The sequence below is a fragment of the Sphingorhabdus sp. genome (genome assembly GCF_044239665.1).
Lineage (GTDB): Bacteria > Pseudomonadota > Alphaproteobacteria > Sphingomonadales > Sphingomonadaceae > Sphingorhabdus_B.
In genome coordinates, this window is the sequence record NZ_JBIIBA010000009.1 from 30386 (window position 1) to 49847 (window position 19462).

General features: G+C 55.0%; 16 protein-coding genes. 11 read left to right on the plus strand and 5 right to left on the minus strand.

What is annotated here, in order from left to right; translation table 11 throughout:
• Window positions 1-4 precede the first annotated feature (4 nt).
• Complete coding sequence (locus ACILP3_RS04425; RefSeq protein ID WP_395615458.1) at window positions 5-589, plus strand: ATPase; 585 nt, start codon at window positions 5-7, stop codon at window positions 587-589.
• Between the two features lie 14 nt (window positions 590-603).
• Here the strand turns inward: ACILP3_RS04425 and rnd are convergent, their stop codons facing one another.
• The gene (gene rnd, locus ACILP3_RS04430) at window positions 604-1800 is read right to left on the minus strand and encodes a ribonuclease D (RefSeq protein WP_395615459.1); all 1197 of its coding nucleotides are present in this window, start codon (window positions 1798-1800) and stop codon (window positions 604-606) included.
• A gap of 94 nt (window positions 1801-1894) precedes the next feature.
• On the opposite strand from rnd, the gene aspS reads away from it, so the two are divergent.
• Complete coding sequence (aspS, locus tag ACILP3_RS04435) at window positions 1895-3679, plus strand: aspartate--tRNA ligase (RefSeq protein ID WP_395615460.1); 1785 nt, start codon at window positions 1895-1897, stop codon at window positions 3677-3679.
• A gap of 95 nt (window positions 3680-3774) precedes the next feature.
• Complete coding sequence (locus tag ACILP3_RS04440; RefSeq protein ID WP_395615461.1) at window positions 3775-4560, plus strand: polyphosphate kinase 2 family protein; 786 nt, start codon at window positions 3775-3777, stop codon at window positions 4558-4560.
• Here the strand turns inward: ACILP3_RS04440 and ACILP3_RS04445 are convergent.
• A complete protein-coding gene (locus tag ACILP3_RS04445) occupies window positions 4542-5030 on the minus strand; it encodes a GreA/GreB family elongation factor (RefSeq protein WP_395615462.1) in 489 nt (162 codons plus the stop codon). The two genes, ACILP3_RS04440 and ACILP3_RS04445, sit on opposite strands and share 19 nt — an antisense overlap.
• Window positions 5031-5130: 100 nt before the next feature.
• Window positions 5131-7158 (minus strand): transglycosylase SLT domain-containing protein, encoded by a 2028-nt coding sequence (locus ACILP3_RS04450; RefSeq protein ID WP_395615463.1) that lies wholly within the window; start codon window positions 7156-7158, stop codon window positions 5131-5133.
• An 87-nt stretch (window positions 7159-7245) separates the two neighbouring features.
• On the opposite strand from ACILP3_RS04450, the gene dapA reads away from it, so the two are divergent.
• The 3 genes from dapA to ACILP3_RS04465 are packed head-to-tail and all read left to right on the plus strand — an operon-like array spanning window position 7246 to window position 9166.
• A complete protein-coding gene (dapA, locus tag ACILP3_RS04455) occupies window positions 7246-8121 on the plus strand; it encodes a 4-hydroxy-tetrahydrodipicolinate synthase (protein ID WP_395615464.1) in 876 nt (291 codons plus the stop codon).
• The gene (smpB, locus tag ACILP3_RS04460; protein WP_125230014.1) at window positions 8121-8603 is read left to right on the plus strand and encodes an SsrA-binding protein SmpB; all 483 of its coding nucleotides are present in this window, start codon (window positions 8121-8123) and stop codon (window positions 8601-8603) included. The genes dapA and smpB overlap by 1 nt, the downstream gene beginning before the upstream one ends.
• The gene (locus tag ACILP3_RS04465; RefSeq protein ID WP_395615465.1) at window positions 8600-9166 is read left to right on the plus strand and encodes a DUF2062 domain-containing protein; all 567 of its coding nucleotides are present in this window, start codon (window positions 8600-8602) and stop codon (window positions 9164-9166) included. Before smpB ends, ACILP3_RS04465 begins: the two co-directional genes overlap by 4 nt.
• A 54-nt stretch (window positions 9167-9220) precedes the next feature.
• Here the strand turns inward: ACILP3_RS04465 and ACILP3_RS04470 are convergent, their stop codons facing one another.
• Complete coding sequence (locus tag ACILP3_RS04470) at window positions 9221-9442, minus strand: hypothetical protein (RefSeq protein ID WP_395615466.1); 222 nt, start codon at window positions 9440-9442, stop codon at window positions 9221-9223.
• Between the two features lie 253 nt (window positions 9443-9695).
• Between ACILP3_RS04470 and ACILP3_RS04475 the strand changes: the two genes are divergently transcribed.
• The 5 genes from ACILP3_RS04475 to alaS all read left to right on the plus strand — a co-directional run bounded on the left by ACILP3_RS04475 (window position 9696) and on the right by alaS (window position 17649).
• Window positions 9696-12104 (plus strand): ATP-binding protein, encoded by a 2409-nt coding sequence (locus tag ACILP3_RS04475; RefSeq protein ID WP_395615467.1) that lies wholly within the window; start codon window positions 9696-9698, stop codon window positions 12102-12104.
• Window positions 12105-12230: 126 nt separating this feature from the next.
• Window positions 12231-13310: a recombinase RecA gene (recA, locus tag ACILP3_RS04480; RefSeq protein WP_395615468.1), complete on the plus strand. Its 1080-nt coding sequence runs from the start codon at window positions 12231-12233 to the stop codon at window positions 13308-13310.
• Between the two features lie 176 nt (window positions 13311-13486).
• A complete protein-coding gene (gene speB, locus ACILP3_RS04485; RefSeq protein WP_395615469.1) occupies window positions 13487-14305 on the plus strand; it encodes an agmatinase in 819 nt (272 codons plus the stop codon).
• A 10-nt stretch (window positions 14306-14315) separates the two neighbouring features.
• Window positions 14316-14942 (plus strand): glutathione S-transferase family protein, encoded by a 627-nt coding sequence (locus ACILP3_RS04490; RefSeq protein WP_395615470.1) that lies wholly within the window; start codon window positions 14316-14318, stop codon window positions 14940-14942.
• A gap of 64 nt (window positions 14943-15006) precedes the next feature.
• Entirely contained in the window at window positions 15007-17649 is a 2643-nt protein-coding gene (gene alaS / locus ACILP3_RS04495; protein WP_395615471.1) for an alanine--tRNA ligase, read from the plus strand.
• Here alaS and ACILP3_RS04500 read toward each other — a convergent pair.
• Window positions 17646-19406 carry a cation:proton antiporter gene (locus ACILP3_RS04500; RefSeq protein WP_395615472.1) on the minus strand — a complete coding sequence of 587 codons (1761 nt, stop codon included), beginning with the start codon at window positions 19404-19406 and terminating at the stop codon, window positions 17646-17648. The two genes, alaS and ACILP3_RS04500, sit on opposite strands and share 4 nt — an antisense overlap.
• Window positions 19407-19462 lie beyond the last annotated feature (56 nt).

Here is a 19462-nt window from a genome sequence, read left to right on the forward strand (position 1 = left end):
TTCGATGCGTCAAATTGCTTTGCCCTTGGATGAGTTGCGCAGTGGCGCGTCGTCCAGCCTCATCATCACGGATTCGAATGCAGCGGCCTTTGCTGGACTGTCCAGTGCGGCTGGCTGGGCAAAGCGTTGTGCGATCTTAACTGGGCCAGCCCGCTCGGGAAAAACACTGATGGCGCGGTATTTTTCGGGACAGAATGGTACGGTCATTGATGAAGCCGAAGCCAGTTCCGACGAAACACTTTTCAATGCGTGGAACCGTTCACAAGAAAGCGGCGTGCCATTGTTATTGATATCGCGTTGGCAACCGGCGGAATGGAATATTGCTCTGCCCGATTTGCAGTCGCGATTAGGCGCTGCAATGTTGCTCGACATTGCGCCGCCGGATGACGAAATGATTGAACAATTGCTGCAAAAACAGCTCGCCGACCGGGGCGCGGCGATCAGCATAGATGCCTTAAGCTATGTGAAACGGCGTATCGAACGCAGCTATGTTGCCATTGAGAAATTTGCGCGATCCGCAAACGCCATGGCGCTCTCGGAAAATGCGCCCGTAAATTTGACGTTGGTAAAAAAAGTTCTCGAAGGCTGATTTAGGGGCAGTATCTAAGCCGGTGTTTCCCGCACCATGTCTTCTTCATGCGTGAGGGTCATCTTGAGCTTGCCATTGACCACGGCGAAGGCCAACCGACCTTCGACAAGATCCAGAGCATCGCGCCCGAATTGGTCAAAACGCCATCCCGTTAACACTTCAAGGTCTTCGCGCTCGCCAGCAGCCAAGCGCTCAAGCTCTTCCGTCCGCACAATCAAGCGTGGGGCCACGTTGATTTCGCGTGACCGGATTTTGAGCAATAGCTTCAGCAGATCCGCGACCAGCGAACCGTCTTTGCCACCGCCAGGGGACGAACGGGCACGGTCTGGCAAATTGTCACGTGCCATAGGTTGGCTGGCTTCAATTACCCCGATCAGGCGCGCACCTATGTCATTGTCGCGCCATGCGGGCGAAAGGCCGCGTACTTTGGGCAAATCCGCCTGACTTTTGGGGGGATGCGCGGCGATATCGGCCAGCGTTTCATCCTTCATAATGCGTCCACGCGGGATATTCTTGCGCTGCGCCTCTTTCTCGCGCCAGGCTGCCATGGCTTGAAGCCGACCAAGCACGTCGGGTTTGCGCGATTGCACCTTAATCCGTGCCCATGCGTTTTCGGGGTCATTGCGATAATTGGCGGCGTCGGAAATGCGCTCCATCTCGTCATTCAACCACGCGCCACGCCCAGTGGTCTTAAGCTTTTCCAACATCATCGGAAAAATAACCGACAAATGCGTCACATCCGCAATGGCATAATCGATTTGGCGTTTGTCCAGCGGACGCCGCGACCAATCGGTAAAGCGGGCGCCCTTGTCCAACTGGATACCCATCCACAGGTCGACAAGGTTCGAGTAACCGACTTGTTCACCCTGACCCAGCGCCATGGCGGCAATTTGCGTGTCGAACATGGGGTGCGGGGTTTTACCGGTCAGGTTGAAGAATATCTCGATATCCTGTCCACCTGCGTGGAAAACCTTTAACACATCCTCATTTTCACATAGCAGCTCAAGCATTGGCGTCAGGTCAAGACCTTCGGCCTTGGGGTCAATTGCTGCGGCCTCATGGGCGTCGGCCAGTTGCACCAAACATAAGTCGGGATAATATGTATTTTCCCGCATAAATTCGGTGTCGACCGCAATAAACGGCGATTGTGCAAGGCGTGCGCACAATTCGGCGAGGCGTTTGCTGTCGGTGATAAGTGGATGAATCTGCATTGGGTGTCGCCGTAGCACCCATTCACGACTTGACAAAGTGCCGCTGCACTGTTGACAGGCCCGCTTTCCACAGCTTTTTTGAATTGAGTTAACAATGCACGCTTATCGTACGCACAAATGCGCCGAACTCCGCGATTCCCATGTGGGCGAAACCGTCCGCCTGTCGGGCTGGGTCCACCGTAAGCGCGACCATGGCGGCGTGTTGTTCGTCGATCTGCGGGACCATTATGGCATGACGCAGATCGTCGCCGATACCGATAGCCCCGCTTTGCCAATATTGGAGGCGTTGCGCCTCGAAAGCGTCATCACCATTGATGGCGAGGTGAAGGCCCGCAGCGCAAGTACGGTCAATGCCCATCTGCCGACTGGGCAGATTGAAGTTTTTGCCCGCAGCGTCACGGTGCTGAGCAAGTCGGAAGAACTGCCATTGCCAGTTGCCGGTGAGCAAGAATATCCTGAAGAAACGCGATTGAAATACCGCTTTCTCGATTTGCGCCGCGAAACGCTCCACGCCAATATCGTCAAGCGCACGCAGATTATTCGCGAAACGCGCCGCCGAATGGAAGATATCGGCTTCACCGAATATTCAACGCCCATCTTGACCGCATCAAGCCCAGAGGGCGCGCGCGACTTCCTCGTGCCAAGCCGCATCCACGCCGGAAAATTCTTTGCGCTGCCGCAAGCGCCTCAGCAATATAAGCAGTTGTTGATGGTCGCCGGTTTCGACCGCTATTTCCAAATCGCACCATGCTTCCGCGATGAAGACCCGCGCGCCGACCGTTTGCCGGGCGAATTTTACCAGCTTGATCTGGAAATGAGCTTTGTCACGCAGGAAGAAATCTGGGACACGATGGAACCCGTTATGGCCGGCGTGTTCGAAGCATTTGCTGACGGCAAAAAAGTGACACCAGCCGGACAGTTCCCGCGCATTCCGCATTCCAAGGCGATGTTGGATTATGGCACTGACAAGCCGGATTTGCGCAACCCGCTGATCATCCACGACGTTACTGACCATTTCAAAACCTCGGGCTTTGGTCTGTTTGAGCGTATTGTTGAAGGCGGCGGCGTTGTCCGCGCCATTCCGGCGCCAAAAACAGCGGATAAGAGCCGTAAATTCTTCGACGACATGAACGAATGGGCGCGCAGCGAAGGGCACGCCGGACTTGGCTATGTCACCCGTAAGGGTGGCGAGTTTGGCGGCCCAATTGCCAAGAATCATGGCGAAGAGGGAATGCGCGCGCTGTACGATGCGATCGGCCTTGGACCTGATGATGGTTGCTTCTTTGCCGCTGGCAAGGAAGAGCAAGCGGCAAAGCTGGCTGGTGCGGCCCGCACGCGGACCGGCGAGCAGCTCGACCTGATTGAAAAGGACGCGTTCCGTTTTTGCTGGATCATCGACTTCCCATTCTACGAATGGAGCGAGGAAGACAAAAAGGTCGACTTTGCCCATAACCCCTTCTCAATGCCTCAGGGCGGGCTTCAGGCGCTCGAAACGCAGGACCCGCTCACCATCAAGGCATATCAATATGACATGGTCTGTAACGGCTATGAGCTTGCCTCAGGCTCGATCCGGAACCAGCACCCAGATTTGATGGTCAAGGCGTTTGAACTCACGGGTTTGACGCAGGCCGACGTTGAGGCGCGCTTTGGCGGCATGTATCGCGCATTCCAATTTGGTGCGCCGCCGCATGGCGGCATGGCCGCAGGGGTGGACCGGATGGTCATGCTTTTGTGCGGCGTTCAGAATTTGCGCGAAATCACCTTGTTCCCGATGAACCAGCGGGCGGAAGACCTTTTGATGGGTGCTCCGTCGCCTGCGATGGCCAAGCAATTGCGCGAATTGCACATTCGCGTGGTGGAGCAGCCGCCCAAGGCCTGATTTCAGGGACAATTTGAGCAGCAGGATCTGTCCCTTTTGGGGACAGAGCTGCGCTTTCGCTTGTTTGTCTGCGCGATAGATGCTGGGAAGCGAGAATGTCTATCGACCTTTCCCAGTTTGAAGCCGGCAAGATATATGCCGGCACATATGACACGGACCTGAAAAGCCTTCAGGATCGCTTGTCCGAGCTTCAGGCACTGCACATTCTGCATGAAGCGCGCACTTTAATCATAGTCGAAGGCTGGGATGCCGCAGGCAAGGGGGGTGCAATTAAGCGCATGACCTCTTTGCTTGACCCGCGATTTTATCAAGTCTTCCCGATTTCTGCGCCAACTTCAGAAGAAAAGGACAAGCATTTCCTGTGGCGCTTCTGGAATAAATTGCCGGGCAAACGGGAAATCAGCATTTGGGACAGAAGCCATTATGGTCGCGTACTTGTGGAGCGTGTCGAGGGATTTTGTACCGAAGCCGAATGGCGACGCGGCTATGATGAAATCAACGAATTTGAATCCCGCCAAGGCGAGATTGGCACGAAAATTATCAAGATATTCCTGCATGTGACTGCGGAAACACAAGACAAGGTTCTGATTGAACGGCTGGATGATCCAACCAAAAGGTGGAAAGTCACTGCAGAAGATTTTCGCAATCGCGAAAAGCGAGACGAATATCTCGACGCGCTAAAGGATATGTTCAAGCGCACGCATACGCATTGGGCACCTTGGACCGTTATCGATGGCAACAATCAAAAGGCGGCGCGGATTGCGGTGCTTACGCATGTTATCGCGGAATTAGAGGCGAGTGTGCCGCAGGAATTTCCGGATGCCAACCCAGCGATCGTGGCTTTGGCGCAACGGACGATTGGTTATTCTCCCAAGGGATAGTTTATATTCAAAACTTCCCATTCCTTTGGTCCTGTGGGCAAATTCACGGTTTTGACATCCCCCACGCGCGCGCCGCGTAAGGCGCGGGAAAGCGGCGCATTCCAGCCGATTCGGCTATTGCTGGCATCGGCTTCGTCATCGCCGACGATTGTGATTATGCGTTGGACGTCGTCAATATCTGCGATCGTCACGCAAGCGCCGAAGAATATGCGGCTTCGGTCCTCTTGCTTAGATGGGTCGAGTATTTGCGCGACTTTCATCTTTTTCGATAATTGGCCCAGTTCCCTGTCAATCGCGCGGAGTTTTTGGCGTCCGTAAATATAATCGCCATTTTCACTGCGGTCGCCATTGCCTGCGGCCCAGTGAACGATTTCGACGACTGCGGGGCGGTCGATGGCGAACAGCTGTTCATAGCGTTCGCGTAAGGCCGCGAATCCGGCAGGGGTGATCGGGTTGGTACGCTCGGCCATGCAACTGCCTTAGCCTTTCAGGCCGAAGAGAGTCGAGAGACCCCAAAAGTGCGGCGTGACCTAGCGATACCTTGAACCCGTTCGAGCCGAAGGGTGGGCATTAACCCGGCGTAGATTTGCCCAAATAGGTGCTGAGCGGCGTTGCCGAGCGCACGCGCGCCTTTTCGGGGTGGAGATGGTCATACATCACCGCATTTTCCAAAACGCGGTAAACATAATCGCGGGTTTCGCTGAGCGGGATTTTCTCAATCCAATCCATGATATCAATGCTGCCCGTGCGGGGGTCGCCATAAGCACGGAGCCATTTGTTCACATTACCTGGACCGCCATTATAAGCGGCGATGGCCAAGGGATAACTTCCGTCATAATAATCGAGCATGCGTTCAATATATGTGGCACCCAAGGCGATGTTGTAATCGGTATCAACGGTCAGCGCATCGGGACGATAGGCCATTGAGATTTTGCCTGATGTCTCCCGCGCGGTTCCGGGCATTAACTGCATCAGGCCGCGGGCCCCTGCGTGGCTGACGGCGGCACGGTCAAACTGGCTTTCCTGACGCATGATTGCATGAGCGAGCGTCCAAGTCTGACTATGCGCCGCTGGAACATTGACGGTGGGGTAGCTGTTACCCAGCAAATCTGGAATGCCATCGGCGCGCGCTGCACGGCCCGCCATAACAGCCAGATCCGGACGGCCAAGCTTCTGCGACAGGCCAATCGCAGCCGTATATTCCTCACGGTCATCCGCATGGCGGGCAATAGCCCTGAAAAAGTTGCTCTGGTCACGCCAACTGCCATATTTTGCGGCCAGCGCCGCTGCCAAATGCACGGGGGGAACATTGCCGTCCGCCAAAGTTGGCGGGGTAGCTGCTACGCGCGGAACTTGCGGCAAGGGACGACGCAGCTGCTCCAAGGCCAACTGGCCAAAAAAGCTCTCATAAAAGGCTGCTGCTTGTTCATGATAGCGCGCCGCGCTTGCCGGGTCGCCAGCCTTGGCTGCGGCCTTGCCAGCCCAGTAAAAACCCTTTGATCGGGTTTGAGCGGTTTTTGCGGCAGTCGCATAAAGTTCGAACATGTTTACAGCATCACGTGGGCGGCCCAAGCGGTCCATAGCCACCGATCCGGCCAGCCAAGTGAGGCTGGTATATCGATCGCGCGTAGCAAGATCCTGATCCGCCAATACAAGGCCCGCAGGGACGGCGTCGTTCACACGCGAGGCAATGCGATAGGCCAGGTCATATTGGCCATCATTTTCAGCCGCGCGCGCATGCGTCAGCAGCAATTGATACCAATCCTTCAGCACGGGCGCGGGTGCGGCTAGATTCCGTCGGTTTGCAAGCAATTCGCGCACAGCTATGCCGTTACCAGCGGCCCGCATTGCGTCCGCTTGGGCCACCAGAAGACTGGCTTCGCTGCTTGCTAAAGCGCCGGCTTCTTGCAGCTTCAAGTCGGCATCGGACGCCTTTATCCGCATGGCCAATGCCGCCGCAAATGCAGGGCGACGCTGTGGCGAGGTAAAGGCGATCCAGCGTTCGGCGCCGCGCGTCGATCCTGACCATAATAGCCGGTCGACTCGGGCATCATGGTCAGCAGAGGTCAGCGTGCCACGGGCAATACGGAAAACCCGTCCTTCATCGTCGTCGCTCAGCGCGCCGCCGCGCCATGCCGCACGTGCTTGTTCTTCAGCGCGGGCCTTGTCGCCAACGCTATCCAGCGCCAAAGCAAATTTTGCGCGACCTTCATTGCTGACTGGCGGCAACCGGTCAAAATAAGCCACAACTTGGTTAGGGGAGTAAGAGAGGGGATTGATCGTCTGTTCCGCCTTTTTGCGCATGTCGTCGGCATTTGGCCAATCAGGGTACAGCATCAAAAATGAGGCGTAATCGTTAAAGCTATAATTGCCAGGGGCACTTAACATTTTCCAACGCTGCAGCGCGGCGGGGATTTTACCCTCGCTTGGGTCGTAAATGACGGGTGCAGACAATATTTGTCCGGATGGCGTGGATATTTGTCCGGTGCCGGTGCCGCTTTGCCATATAATCCCGTCGGATTTCTGTGCAGATGCGGACGCCATAAATGGAATAATCAAAACGGATGCGGAAATGAGATGCTTTACCATGCTGGACATATTATGGACCCCAACCTTATCATTCGCTGAACAAGCGACTATAGTAAGCTTAGCGTTCAATTTGGATCAGAATGAAAGTCATATAATATGTTTTCCGGATCAATACCGGCTCTAGTGACTCCTTTTTGCGACGGAGCGTTTAGCGAAAAGCATTTTCGTGCGTTAATCGATTGGCAAATCGAGCAAGGTTCGAGCGCGCTTGTGCCCGCAGGAACCACCGGAGAGGCCTCGACACTGTCTAACGCGGAGCATCATCGTGTCATTGAGATATGCATCGAGCAAGCCGCTGGGCGCGTGCCAGTTATCGCGGGTTGCGGTTCAAACGACACGAACAATGCTGTTCTGCACCTCAACTTTTCCAAGAAAAGCGGAGCTGCCGCTGGGCTTGTGGTTGCGCCTTATTACAACCGGCCAAACCAAGAGGGTATTTACGCGCATTTCGAACATATGACCAAAAAGAACGATTTGCCGATATTGCTCTACAATGTGCCGGCGCGCACGGTGACGGATATCAAGCCGGAAACCGTCGCCCGTCTGGCAAAGTTACCAACCGTAATCGGCATTAAGGACGCCAGTGGCGACATGCCGCGCGTTACCGACCATCGTTTGGCTTGTGGGCCGGATTTTTGTTTGTTGTCAGGGGTCGATGAACAGTCGCTTGCGTTCAATGCGGCGGGCGGAAAAGGTTGTATTTCCGTGACGGCCAATGTCGCGCCGAAACTATGCGCTGAATTTCAAGCGGCTTGTGCCTCCGGTGACTATGATTTGGCGCGTGCACTGAATGACAAGCTCTACCCCCTCCATTTGTCATTGTTTTCTGATGCGTCCCCTGGTCCAATCAAATATGCTTTGTCTCGGGTAATCGAGGGATTTCCGACGGAGTTGCGTTTACCCATGACGCCGCCGAGTGAAGCAAGTCGTCATCAGGTTGATGCCGCTTTGGAGAATGCAGGTCTCATTTAATGACTCGTCCAAAGCCGGAAGCATTTAACAAGGTCAAAACGGTCGCCGAAAACCGGCGGGCGCGGTATGATTTTCATATTGATGACAAATATGAAGCTGGCATTGTCCTGACCGGTACGGAGGTAAAGTCCTTACGTTTTGGCGAGGGCTCAATTGCCGAGAGTTATGCCGAAGTTCGCGATGATCAAATTTGGTTGATTAACGCCAATATTCCCGAATTCAGCCATGGAAACCGTTTCAATCATGAACCGAAGCGCCCGCGCAAATTGCTCCTTAATGAACGTGAAATAAACAAGCTACATGGAGCGGTAATGCGTCAAGGCATGACGCTTGTTCCGCTTTCGATTTACTTCAACGGCCGGGGCAGGGCGAAAGTGGAACTGGCTTTGGCAAAGGGTAAAAAGGCCCCAGACAAGCGTGCGACAGAAAAAGAGCGCGATTGGAAGCGGGAACAAGGACGAATCATGCGGGATCGCGGATGAGCAAATTCAACGCCTGGTTGCATAAGCAAGCGCCGACGCGTGACAGCTTTGAACGCAGTCGTTTTCTGCGTCCTTTTGCGCAACGCGTTTTCCACCCGGCATTGTGGCGATTTACGCGCCGTTCGGTGCCGCGCGGCGTCGCGCTTGGGCTGCTGGTCGGCATTTTTCTGCTGGTACCCGGTGTCCAAATTGCGGGCGTCGCATTATTGGCGCTGCCGTTCCGTGCGAATATTCCGATCGGCGCGGCGATGACTTTTCTCAGCATGCCCGCGACCACGCCGTTCATATTGTTTGGGTCGATCTATGTCGGTGAATCCGTTTTACGGTTAAACAACGGTTCCGGGCGTTTTTATGAACTGATTGAAACGGCCGCCCCCCTATCGGCTTGGGGCGACTATGTCTGGAACGAAGCGCCGCTCGCAGTCGTTCAGGGGATAGCTGGGCTCGCCATTATTTCAATCGTTGCTGCGCTCCTTGGTTACTTTGTAGCTGCTTGGTTTTGGCGTTGGCGCGTAAGTGCCAAATGGCGCCGCCGGTCGAAGTCACTTTCGTCGGGCAGATAATGCTCTGGTTGGATTAAAGCAGGGAAGTTGGTTCCGTTTAGCTGTGATTTTATTTCACCGGAACCTGCCGCGCAAACCGGTAATTCCATGTTTCAGCCGTGGCAAAACAATGAGAAGCGAGGCCAATAACAGCATTGCGTGCGTGATTATCTGAACGTCAATCCCTCGTTCCTCAGCCCAATGCGCCGCCGTAACCACCGCAAAGAGCGCGTAGAACGCAGCGTAGATAGTCAACATCGTTGCAAAAAGCGCAAAAACTAAAGGTAAAACACGCATATGCCTGCTCCTGTGGCTAAGCATTTGATAACCTGCCCCATCAGCACACGTCAATGCGCCAGATGCAACTTAATGTAAATTATATCAAATGGTTGATGTGTAATTTAGTTTCAAGAAATTCGCTCAGCCCATTGGAAGGCCCTGCATGGCGATCACGAAATCTTGACAAATGGTCCGATGCGTTCCAGCCCAAAGCTATGGAAAACTGTGCCTTAAGGCTGAGCTGCATGATTTTATCGGATAAGGGGCCATTTTGAACAAGATATCGCCGCCGACTGATTTTCAGATGCTTGGCGGGGATGTCGAGACATATCCGCGGCTGGATTTTCAAAGGCTCGGGGTCGTGGTGCTGGCGACCTTATTGTCGCTCGCAATCATTTGGTTTTCAACCGAAAATATCATTTTGTTGGGATCTTGTGCAGGAGCGATAATCGCCTCCGCCGGCCTGATTTATTTTTTCCGCAATAATCATGCCGCCGAGAGCGCGTCAGAATTGTCCGTGCCCGACTGGTCGATAACCCATGCCGCGACTCAGATGAGCAATGCTGCCATCGCGGTCAGCGACCGGGCTGGTCGTTTGGTCTGCGCCAATGACCATTACACAATTGCCTTTCCCGGTTTGAAAGCGCCACCAGATCTTGGCGTCGATGACGCCAACCGCGCGTTACTTGTGGCCGCAGGTCGTGCGGCATGGCGCGACGGAAGCACAGATAGCATAACGATCGTAAAACAGAACCGAAGCTACAGCGTTAAGGTGGCTCGGGCAGGCATGGCCGACGAATATCTGTTGTGGCATTTGGCGGCATTAGAGGAGATCGCCATTGAACACCGCGCGATTGAGATGATCACTGGGCGTATTGGTAGAGCGATGTCCAGCAGCGGCGTAATGGCGGTCGCCGTGAGCGCCGATGGCCGAGTGCGTGCGGCCAATCCCGCCTTTGCATTGCGCGCGACGGGTACGGATCCAGAGCCTATTCTTGGTCAGCTCTTTGCCGATTTTGTCCGGATGGATGAAAAAGGCAGCGTGTATTTTGAACATGAGGGGCGTCGGGGCTTGCCGATCCGGTTGCTGCACGTGCCTTTGAACGAAGAAAATGCGGAAAGCACCGCGCTTTTACTCGCAGTCGATGAAGAAGGTGCGAAAGTTGATCGTGGCTTGGCATTGGCGCATGTGGAACAATTGCTGTCGACGCTTCCACTTGGGCTTGCGTTGGTTGATCGCGACGGACGGTTCCTGTTTGCCAATGATGCCTTCGCGAGAGTGCTAGATCTGCAAGCAGGTAAATTGCCACCTTATCCGGGCGATCTTGTCATCAGTGAGGATAAGGGCGCGGTCCTTGATAGTATTCGGCGATATGGCAGCGGGGCAGTAACTTCGGGCGATATCGCCATTCGGCTAAAGGAGCGACCCGATGAGGTAATCGCTTTGTCGATCGCAGGCGTGCGCGGACTTGGTGAGGCTGCGGTGCTACTTGGGCTGAAGGACAATAGCGAAGAGATTACATTGAAACGCCAAGTTGCGCAGCAGACCAAGATGGAATCCATTGGTCAGCTTGCAGGCGGCGTCGCGCATGATTTCAACAATATCCTGACTGCGATCATTGGCTATTGCGACCTTATGCTGTTGCGACATCAGCCGGGTGACAGCGATTATGACGATATCCAGCAGATCAAGAATAACTCCAACCGCGCGGCCAGCCTGACGCGCCAACTCCTCGCCTTTTCGCGTCAACAGACCTTACGGCCGCAAATCCTGCAACTGGCCAATGTCGTTGCCGATGTTTCCAGCCTGTTGAAGCGCCTTTTGGGCGAAACCGTGCGGCTTGAGGTGCATCATGGGCGCGGCGTTGGCGCTGTGCGGGCTGACCCGGGGCAGCTCGAACAAGTTATCATCAACTTGGGCGTGAACGCGCGTGACGCAATGCCCAAAGGGGGCGTCGTACACATCCGCACTGCGGCCGTTAGCCAAAGTGAAGTTGCCGCAATGGGCATAGAGTTTTTGCCAATCGGTGATTATGTTCAACTTTCTGTCGAAGATAGCGGCGTTGGTATCCCGAGAGAAAATCTGTCGAAGATATTCGAACCGTTTTTCACAACCAAAGAAATGGGCAAAGGTACAGGGCTTGGCCTGTCGACGGTATATGGCATCGTCAAACAATCTGGCGGATTTATTTTTGCCGAATCCCAGCTGGGAAATGGCACGCGGTTTGACATCTTCTTACCGCTCCACCGGGGCGAAATTCCCGCGCCCGAAGTCACCAAGCGCGACTCGTACAAGCCAAAGGACTTATGGGGCAGTGGCCGGATTTTAATCGTTGAGGACGAAGACATGGTGCGTGCCGTGGCTGAACGGGCTCTGGTCCGGCAAGGCTATGTGGTGGAAACCGCGAACGACGGAGAACAAGCGCTTGAACTCTTCGCCGATGGGAAGCGTTACGATTTGGTCGTATCCGATGTCGTCATGCCCAATTTGGATGGGCCATCCATGGCACGGCGATTGCGCGAAAATTATGGCGATATCCGGCTGCTATTCATATCTGGCTATGCCGAGGAGCAATTGCGCGAAACGATCAGCCTCGACAATGTCGCTTTCTTGGCTAAGCCGTTTTCCGTCCAGCAAATTGCCGAGGCGGTGCACGACGCGCTTGCGCAGGGCAATTAGGTTAGGTACTGAAAAACAACATGTAAATTTATTTGTTCCACTCTTGTTCTTTTGGAACAGAAGGCGTACATAGGTTGCGTTCCGGGGAAGTCCTTCGGAACAGGCATGACGCTAAGGAGTGGAAAAATGGCAGCAAGTCTTAAAATAATTGATGGGAATCAGGCAAACGGTATGAAAAATTCGGAACGTGAAAAGGCCCTAGAAGCAGCTTTGGCGCAGATTGATCGCGCATTCGGCAAGGGTTCCGCGATGAAGCTTGGCAGTCGTGAAGCGATTAGCATTGATGCTGTATCGACGGGTTCGCTTGGGTTGGATATCGCGCTTGGCATTGGTGGATTGCCCAAGGGACGCGTGATTGAAATTTACGGCCCTGAAAGTTCGGGTAAGACGACATTGACCCTGCACGTAATTGCAGAGGCGCAAAAGGCAGGCGGTACAGCGGCCTTTATCGACGCAGAGCATGCGCTTGATCCCGGCTATGCCAAGAAGCTTGGCGTAGACGTAGATAATTTGATCGTGTCGCAGCCGGATACCGGTGAACAAGCGCTCGAGATTGCTGACACTTTGGTGCGTTCAAACGCAGTGGACATCATCGTCATCGACTCGGTCGCGGCACTTGTTCCGCGCGCAGAAATCGAAGGCGAAATGGGCGACAGCCATGTGGGTTTGCAGGCGCGCTTGATGAGCCAGGCGCTGCGCAAGATTACCGGTTCAATCAGCCGGTCGAACTGCATGGTCATCTTCATCAACCAGATTCGTATGAAGATCGGGGTGATGTATGGTTCGCCAGAAACGACAACGGGCGGCAATGCCTTGAAATTCTATGCATCGGTGCGTTTGGACATCCGCCGCACGGGCCAGATCAAGGCAGGCGAAGATATTGTTGGCAACACGACCCGCGTGAAGGTTGTGAAGAACAAGGTTGCGCCGCCATTCAAGCAGGTCGAATTTGACATCATGTATGGCGAAGGCATTTCCAAAACGGGTGAGCTGCTCGATCTGGGTGTGAAGGCGGGATTGGTCGAAAAATCGGGTAGTTGGTTTAGCTATGACTCGATCCGTATTGGCCAAGGTCGTGAGAATTCGAAAAACTATCTGACCGAAAATCCTGAGGTTGCAGCGCGGTTGGAAGCAGCCATTCGCGGCAAAACAGAGGAGGTCTCTGAAGTCCTGATGACAGGGCCAGACGCGGACGACGACATTTAAGATTTTACGGACAAGCGCAGTCTTGCCTGAGACTGCTGCTTTCGGCCCGCCCTGGTCCACCCCGGGGCGGGTCATTTATATGATGGTCGGCAGATGCTTTGCTTTACGTGCCGCATCGGCGGGCGCACGGGCGCTAAGTTCTTGACAGGCACAATGGCTGGGGCACAACGGTCGGTATGAAGCCCGTCATTCATCTTATCGGTTTGCCGACTGATCAAAACAGCTCGTTTGAGCGCGGTGCCGCATTGGCACCGCCTGCGATACGCGCAGCCTTATGGAGTGACCGTGGCAATTTGTCCGCGCAATCAGGCCTTGAAATTGGCACTGACGTCATGCTCACGGACCTCGGTGATTTGCCCCTATCGGACGTTGACTGCGCCGCCGATGACGCCTTGATTCTCCAGGCGGTGACCGAAACCGTGAACGCAGATGCTATCCCGTTGTTGCTGGGCGGTGATCATGCGGTGACATACCCCATCGTTGCGGCGCTGGCGGCGCGTTATGGACCGCTCAACATTCTGCATATTGATGCGCATCCGGATATATATGCTGATTTCGAAGGCAATCCGCGCAGCCATGCCTCGCCCTTTGCGCGCATATTAGAAGCGGGTCATGCAAAACATATTGTGCAGGTCGGCATTCGCACGTTGAATAGGCACTGCCGCGAACAGGCGGATCGGTATAATGTGGACATTCTGCCGATACTCAATTTCGAAGTCGCGATGGTGCCCATTCTTGACGGCCCCTTGTATATCAGCATCGACCTTGACGGCATTGATCCTTCCGAAGCGCCCGGTGTGGCACATCCAGAGCCCGGCGGCTTAACGATCCGCGAAGTCCTGTCCATTATCGCTAAGCAACGCGGGCAGATTGTCGGCGCAGATATTGTTGAACTTAACCCCGCGCGGGACGTAAACGACATTACCGCCATCGTGGCCGCCAAGCTGGTGCGCGAAATCGCCGCACAAATGCATCAAAATTACGACTATCCATAAGGAAGCAGCCATGACCATCATCGTACACCATCTCAACAATTCGCGTTCGCAACGTATCTTGTGGTTGCTCGAAGAGCTCAACCTCCCTTATGAAATTCGCCATCATGCGCGTGATGCTGTGACCAATCTTGCGCCCGAAGCGCTTTTGAACGTGCACCCTTTGGGCAAGTCGCCGTTGATTGAAGATGACGGCAAAATCATTTCCGAATCTGGCGCGATTGTCGAATATCTGTGCGAACGGCATAATGGCGCACATCTTGTTCCTGCACGCGGCACTGATGCACATATCCGCTATCTGGAATTCATGCATTTTGCCGAAGGCTCGGCGATGACGCCCATCTTGCTGAACCTGTATACGGCCCGTCTGGGCGATGCTGCTGCGCCCTTGCATCCGCGTATCAATCAGCAGCTTGAAAGCCATTTTGCGTTGATGGATGACAGTTTGAAAGCGACGGGTTGGTTTGTTGGCGATAGCCTTACGGGCGCTGACATTATGTTGAGTTTTCCGGCTGAAGCTGCGGTTAAAATGGGTCGCGCTTCGAACCTTCCAAACCTCATTGCTTTCGTTGAAAAAATCCATGCCCGTCCAGCGTATCAGGCCGCTCTGCAAAAGGGCGGACCTTACGCCTATGCATGATGGCGACCGCAAACTGCATATCCGGCTTGCAGCGCGGCGAGTCGTTCCCTAAGTCGCAGTCATTATGACCTCGACCAATGACATTCGCCGCGGCTTCCTCGATTATTTCGGTGGTGCCAATCATGACATAGTGCAGTCTGCACCGCTCGTGCCCTATAATGATCCGACATTGATGTTCGTCAATGCTGGGATGGTGCCGTTCAAGAATGTGTTCACGGGCCTGGAAAGTCGCGAAACGCCGCGTGCTGCCTCAAGCCAGAAATGCGTGCGGGCAGGGGGCAAGCATAACGACCTCGATAATGTGGGCTATACGGCGCGGCACCACACGTTTTTTGAAATGCTCGGTAATTTTTCGTTCGGCGATTATTTCAAAGAGCAGGCGATTACCCATGCATGGACATTGTTGACTAAGGAATGGGGGCTTGACCCCGCGCGGTTGACAGCCACCGTCTATCACACCGATGATGAGGCGTTCGACCTTTGGCGCAAGATTGCCGGCCTGCCTGAAGAACGGATCATCCGTATCGCCACGACGGACAATTTTTGGTCAATGGGCGACACTGGACCCTGCGGACCATGCAGTGAAATATTCTACGACCATGGCGACCATATTTTCGGCGGCCCTCCGGGAAGCCCTGATGAAGATGGCGACCGTTTTGTTGAAATCTGGAACCTTGTGTTCATGCAGTTTGAACGGCAGGACGACGGCACCGACGTGCCATTGCCCAAGCCGTCTATTGATACGGGCATGGGGCTAGAGCGCATTTCTGCGGTTATGCAGGGCGTAACGGATAATTACGACACCGATACGTTCAAGGCGTTGATTAACGCGTCTGAGGAACTCACCGGCACAAAGGCAGTTGGCGAACAAAAGGCCAGCCATCGCGTCATCGCGGACCATCTGCGTTCGACCAGCTTTCTGCTCGCCGATGGCGTGATGCCGTCGAATGAAGGTCGCGGCTATGTCTTGCGGCGGATCATGCGCCGCGCCATGCGCCATGCGCATATTCTTGGCGCGAAAGAACCGCTGATGCACCGTCTGGTCGGAAGCCTTGCTGCCGAAATGGGTGCGGCCTATCCGGAACTATTGCGCGCGCAGCCCATGATTGAGGCGACGTTGAAGCAAGAGGAAACGCAGTTCCGCCGGACGCTTGATAAGGGCATTAAGCTGCTCGACGAAGCGACCGCTGGCATGACGCCGGGCGATATTCTGGCGGGCGACACCGCGTTCAAGCTATATGACACTTATGGCTTTCCCTATGATCTGACCGAGGACGCTTTGCGTGCGCAAGGCTTCGGCATTGATCAGGCGGGTTTTGAAACCGCGATGAACAGTCAAAAAGCGATGGCGCGGGCCGCATGGAAGGGGTCGGGTGCGAAGGCTTCGGACGATGTCTGGTTCGATATCGCCGAACGCGTCGGCAGCACCGAGTTTACAGGCTACGCCGCGAACGAAGGCGAGGGGCAAGTTGTTGCACTCGTCAATGACGGCGTTGAGGTGCAATCGGCGGTCGCCAATGACACGGTTACGGTCATCACCAACCAAACGCCATTTTATGGCGAGAGCGGCGGACAGATGGGTGACGCGGGCGTAATTTCTGGCGGCAATATGCGCGGCGAAGTGACCGACACGGCAAAGCCCTTGGGCCGTTTGCACGCGCATCAGGTCACGATTGGCGCAGGCGAGATTAAAGTCGGCGATTTCGTCACGCTGAAAATCGATACCCAGCGTCGTGACGCGTTGCGCGCCAACCATAGCGCTACGCACTTGCTGCATGCGTCATTGCGCCACCGTTTAGGTGAGCATGTGACGCAAAAGGGCAGTATGGTCGCACCAGATCGCCTGCGGTTCGATTTTTCGCATAACCAGGCAGTGACGCTGCAAGAAATTGCGATGATCGAGGCCGATGTAAACGCGCAAATCCGCGGCAATGACGCGGTGACTACGCGGTTGATGACCCCCGATGACGCCGTCGCCGCGGGCGCTTTGGCCTTGTTCGGCGAGAAATATGGCGAAGAAGTCCGCGTGCTGACCATGGGCAGGAGCGAGAACACGCATTATTCGTTGGAACTGTGCGGCGGCACCCATGTCAATGCATTGGGCGACATCGCTTTGTTCACGATCATCTCCGAAGGCGCAGTGGCAAGCGGCATTCGCCGTATTGAGGCGCTGACGGGCGAAGCTGCGCGCTTATGGCTTGTTGGCCGCGAGACTCAGCTGAAGAATGTAGCCGCAATGTTGAAGACTGCGCCGGACGAAGTGGGTGTGCGTATCGAAACGCTCATGAGCGATCGCAAGCGGTTGGAGAAGGAACTGTCCGAAGCCAAGACCGCGCTCGCTTTGTCCGGTGGCGGTGGTCCAAAGGCAGAGGCCGAACATATCGGTGACATCACCTTCATGGGGCAAGTTATCGCGGGCATTGAACCAAAAATGCTGCGCGGCCTTGCCGATGACCAGATGAAGGCCATTGGCACGGGCATCGTGGCCATCATCGCCGCCAATGAAAACAGCAACACGGTTGTGGTTGCCGTCTCGCCTGCCTTGCATGGCACCATAACTGCGCCTGACCTTGTGCGTGCGGCGACGGAGGCCATGGGCGCGCAAGGCGGCGGCGGACGCCCTGACATGGCGCAAGGCGGCGGTCCTGCAGGCGCCGAGTTGGCCCAAGCCGCGCTGGATGCGATTAAGGCAAAAATTGCTGGTTAAGAGGTAAGTTTGAGTTTGGGGGCCTCCTCAAGGCCTCCAGCTTCCTTTATCTGTCGGCGGAACTCGTCGCGCTTTTCGTGAATCGACGCGATCACCGGGCCCATGGCAACACCCAGATCGACAAGCACTGCTTCTGATAGCTGAAGCGAGCTTTCCAGCGTTTCGGGCACGGCGTCAGTGACGCCCGCTTGATAAAGTCGCGCGGCATGATCCGGATCACGGGCGCGCGCGACAATCGTGATATCGGGCAACCATTTACGAACGCGCTTGACGATATGTTCGGCCAATACCGGTTGGTCCATGGTCAGAATCAATGCCTTGGCATGGCCCAAGCTCAATTTATCCAGCGTTTCGGGCCGTGATATGTCGCCATATACAACCTTATACCCCGCACGCCGCGCGGCAGTTACGGCGTCGACATCGGATTCCACGGCAACATAAGGCTGGCCATGCATGGTCAGCATGTCGGCCACCAGCTTTCCAACACGGCCAAAGCCGATCACGACCGTTCGTGGATCCTGCGTGGGGTCTTGTTCATAGGCCTCCTCATCGCTCTCGCGCAATTCTAGACGGCGGGCCATATCATGACCGATGCGCGCCAATATCGGCGTGATCGTAAGGCCCACTGCGGTGGCCACTTGCCAGAAATTAACGGTGGCAGCGTCGATGATCTGCGCTGCGCCCGCGACGCCTAAGACGATGAGGGTTGTTTCGGACGGGCTTCCCATAAGGACGCCTGTTTCGGCTGCGGTGCCCGTGCGAGCCCCGTTCAACTTCAACAAACTTGCCGTCACAGCGGCTTTAACAAGCACCACCGCCGCCACGGCGCCAACCAAGGCGGCCCAATTGGCGGCGACGAAACGCAAATCGACCTGCATGCCAATGCTGATGAGAAAGACACCAAGTGCCAGCCCTTTGAAGGGTGCAGTCATAACCTCAACTTCTGCATGATAATCGGTCTCGGCGATTAAGAGACCAGCGATCATTGCACCCACGATGGGCGAAAGGCCAACCGCGCCCGTCGCCAGACTTGCAACAATGACGACGAGCAAGCTGACCGATACAAATAATTCAGGGCTTTTTGTGCGTGCGGCTTGTCCGAATAAGCGGGGCAGGAAAAATCGGCCGAGCACAAGCATGGCGATGATGACAAGGCTTCCTTGCCACAATACGGTGAAAAGACCTGACCATGAATCTGCACCGGCTTGAGGCGCCAACGCACCCAAAACGAATATAATCGGCACAATGGCCAAATCTTCGAACAGCAACATGGCCAGCGCGGACTTACCAACGGCGGAATGCGTGCCGGATATTGGGATTACCAAAGCCGTCGATGAGAGCGCTAATGCAACGCCAATGCCGATGGCCGCGGTCGCGCCATATCCGAAGGCATACAAACCAGCCGCGATAATCAGGCCAGCGCCGAATAACTGTGCCGCACCGACGCCGAATACCAAGCGTCGCATCTTCCATAATCTGCGGAAGGATAGCTCAAGACCAATGGAGAACAGCAATAATATAATGCCATATTCGCCTATGGGGTGAATAGCCTCTGGATTGGTGATGGTCACCCATTCGAGCATTGGGTAAATTGGCACCAAGGATCCAAGTCCCATGGGGCCAACCATTATCCCGACCAATATAAAACCAATGATGGGTGTGATGCGAAGTCGGGCAAAAGCGGGGATCACTATGCCCGCTGCACCCAAAATGACGAGCAGATCGCTAATGCCTTCGGTTTGTAGTTCACCTGCCATGACCTGCATTTACGCACAGGTGGCATGAGAATGAAAGGGGGGGGCAATAAAAAAGC